3 protein-coding genes are annotated in these 3,421 nt (G+C 62.8%); all 3 read left to right on the top strand.

Annotated features, from left to right (window positions below; genetic code table 11):
• The first annotated feature begins 136 nt into the window (after positions 1-136).
• On the top strand, positions 137-1,165 hold the full coding sequence (locus EOD15_RS31100) for a substrate-binding domain-containing protein (protein ID WP_127271977.1): 1,029 nt from the start codon (positions 137-139) through the stop codon (positions 1,163-1,165).
• A 96-nt stretch (positions 1,166-1,261) separates the two neighbouring features.
• Positions 1,262-2,728 carry a phosphate ABC transporter permease subunit PstC gene (gene pstC, locus EOD15_RS31095; protein ID WP_127321968.1) on the top strand — a complete coding sequence of 489 codons (1,467 nt, stop codon included), beginning with the start codon at positions 1,262-1,264 and terminating at the stop codon, positions 2,726-2,728.
• On the top strand, positions 2,725-3,421 hold a 697-nt coding region (locus EOD15_RS31090), incomplete at its 3' end, for a DUF3333 domain-containing protein (protein WP_127409156.1). The genes pstC and EOD15_RS31090, both read left to right, overlap by 4 nt.

Raw genomic sequence — 3,421 nt, 5'->3', positions numbered from 1 at the left:
ATTCTGCTCATCCCGATGACGCGTTACCGGGGTGACATCAAACTGTCATGCGACTGTTATAATCGAAGGCTATTGGCCTCAGCGGGCGCCGACTGACGAGCGCCGAGAGACCATCTTCCGAACAGGAGCAGGCCACATGAAGAAATTCCTCTATACGGCGTCGGCCGCTGCGCTTGCGCTCGCCGCGACGTCCGGCTTCGCCGCCGCGCGCGACCAGATCCAGGTCGCCGGGTCATCGACCGTGTTACCTTATGCCAAGATTGTCGCCGAGCAGTTCGGCGAAACATTCACCAACTTCAAGACCCCGGTCGTCGAATCCGGCGGCAGCGGCGCGGGCATCAAGGAATTCTGCAAGGGCGTCGGCGAAGACACCATCGACATCGCCAACTCGTCGCGTCCGATCAAGGCGGACGAACTCAAGTCCTGCGCCGACGCCGGCGTGAAGGAAGTCCAGGAAGTCCGGATCGGCTATGACGGCATCGTCTTCGCCACCGACATCAAGGGCCCGGATTGGGCGCTGGTTCCCGCCGACATCTACAAGGCGCTGGCGGCCAAGCTGGTCGTCGACGGCAAGCTCGTCGACAATCCGAACACCAAGTGGAGCCAGGTCAATCCGAAGCTGCCCGACTGGGACATCGCCGCCTATATTCCGGGCGAAAAGCACGGCACGCGCGAAGTGTTCGAGACCAAGCTTCTCGATGCCGGCTGTGACAAGGCTGCTCTCAAGGCCGCCGGCATTGCCGACGACAAGGAAATCGGCAAAACCTGCATCGCCATCCGCAAGGACGGCAAGGCCGTCGACATCGATGGCGACTATACCGAGACGCTCGCCCGCATCGACTCCAACAAGACCGGCGTCGGCGTGTTTGGCCTCGCCTTCTATGAGAACAATGCCGACAAGCTGAAGGTCGCCACCGTGGAAGACGTCGTGCCTTCGACCGAGACGATCGCCAGCGGCAAGTATCCCGTCTCGCGCCCGCTGTTCTTCTACGTCAAGAAGGCGCATCTGGGCGTCGTTCCCGGCCTCAAGGAATATGTCGAGTTCTTCCTTGACGACCAGATGGTTGGCCCGGAAAGCCCGCTCGCCGAATACGGCCTCGTTGCTGCTCCGGATGCCGAGCGTCAGGCCCAGCGTGACGCTTTCGCCGCCGGAAAGTCGATGTAATCAGCTGCCGAACCGGGGTGCGGGCCAAATCCCGCGCCCCGGTTTCATCGCAGGCCGCAATGGCGGCTGCGTAAGAATTTCTCTTGGGGTGGGTCCATGTCGTCCTTGCTCGTACTGGCCATCGTCGTTGCCGTCGGCCTGGTTGCCTTTTTCATCGGTCGGCAACGTGCCGCGGCCCAGGACAATGGCAAGGTCAAGCCGCATTCGCGCGCCCACTATCATGGCTGGTGGGCCTTCCTGCTCGCCGTTCTGCCTGCTCTTTTGCTGCTTGCCGTCTGGACCGTCGGGTCTTCCGTCTATCTTGACCGACACATTCACACTGCCTTGCCCGAGCGCACCGTCGACAGCAAGGTTGCCAGTGAGGCACTGGATGTCAGCCTGGTAAAGAGCCTCGCCAGGGGCCTGCGCAAACTCGATGCAGGCACACTGGCCGCAATGCCTGCCAGCTTTGCCGAGCTGCAGCCGCTGCTCGCCGCCAAGGGTGTGGCGCTGGCGAGCGACACGCAGGATTACATGATCCCGATCGCCGTCGAGGCGAACAAGGTCCAGGACCGGCTCGGCCTGTTCGGCGCCATTGTCATTCTCGTTTCCTCGATCGCCGGCGCCGTCTATGCGCTCAGGCAGATCGAGCCGCGCGCCAGGGCCCGCAACAATGTCGAGAGGCTGATGCTGTGGGGGCTGCTTGCCGCCTCCACCATCGCCATCCTGACCACCATCGGCATCGTGCTTTCGATGCTGTTCCAGACGATCACCTTCTTCGAAAGCGTCTCGCCGATGAGTTTCTTCTTCGGCACCGTCTGGGATCCGCGTTTTGCCGCTGCCGGTTCGGGCGGCAGCCAGGGTCAGTTCGGCCTGATCCCGCTTCTTGCGGGCACGCTCTACATCGCCGCCGTCGCGCTGCTGGTTGCGGTGCCGGTCGGGCTGATGTCGGCTGTCTACATGGCCGAATACGCAACGCCCAAGGTGCGCTCGGTGGTCAAGCCGGCGCTTGAACTTCTGGCCGGCATACCGACCATCGTCTACGGCATCTTCGCCGTCGTCACGCTTGGGCCATTCCTGCGCGACCTGTCCGCGGCGCTGACCGGCGGTTCGCCCTTCATCCAGGGCCAGAGCATCTTCACCGCCGGCCTGGTCATGGGCGTCATGCTGATCCCGGTCGTGTCCTCTCTCTCGGACGACATCATAACCGCGGTGCCGCGCGCCATGCGCGACGGGTCGCTTGGCCTCGGCGCGACCCGCTCCGAGACGATCAAGCGGGTGATCCTGCCGGCTGCACTGCCCGGCATCGTCGGCGCCATCCTGCTGACCGCCTCGCGCGCCATCGGCGAAACGATGATTGTCGTGCTGGCGGCGGGCGTCGCCGCCAACCTCACCATCAACCCGTTCGAGGCGATGACGACCATCACCGTCAAGATCGTCAACCAGCTCACCGGCGACCTCGAGTTCAATTCGCCGCAGACGCTGGTCGCCTTCGCACTCGGCCTGACGCTGTTCGCGCTGACGTTGGTGATGAACATCGTCGCGCTCTACATCGTGCGCAAATATCGGGAGCAGTACGAATGACCGACATTTCCATGGATACGATGGTCAGGGCGGCGGCCCATCCGCGCCGCGACATCGGCCTGAAGGCCCGTTACGCCGCCGAACGCCGTTTCCGCTTCTATGGCGTCGTGGCGATTTCCGTAGGCCTGGCGTTCCTGGCAATCATGCTGATCACCATCGTCTCGAAAGGCTACACCGCCTTCTGGCAGACGACGGTATCACTGCCGATCTCGTTCGACGAGAAGGTGATCGATCCTTCCGGCAAGCGTGCAACCGATCCGAGCGTTCTGATCAAGGCAAATTATCCCAAGCTCGCCGAAAACGCGCTTGTGGCCAAGCTCGGCATCTCTCCTGATGACAAGCCGATGATCCAGAAGCTCAAGGGCTTCCTGTCGGAAGGCGCCCGCGTCCAGTTGCGCGACATCGTTGCCGCCGATCCGTCCGTGATCGGCACGACACGCAACGTCAACATCCTCGCCGCCGCCAATCTCGACTCGGCTTTCAAGGGCCAGATCGACCTCAGTGTCGAGGAAGCGCGACGCAAGGTCTCGGACCAGCAGATCACCTGGATGAACAAGCTCAAGGCCGAGGGCGCGATGGCCGAGCACTTCAACAGCGGCCTGTTCACCTACGGCGCCTCCGGCCGCCCGGAAACCTCGGGTATGGGCGTGGCGATCATCGGCTCGTTTTATATGATGGTGATCGTGTTGCTCC

It is taken from the genome of Mesorhizobium sp. M7A.T.Ca.US.000.02.2.1 (assembly GCF_003996995.1).
Classification (GTDB): Bacteria; Pseudomonadota; Alphaproteobacteria; order Rhizobiales; family Rhizobiaceae; genus Mesorhizobium.
Note: the sequence above shows the minus strand (reverse complement) of the source record. Positions and strands in the feature narration are given on the sequence as shown.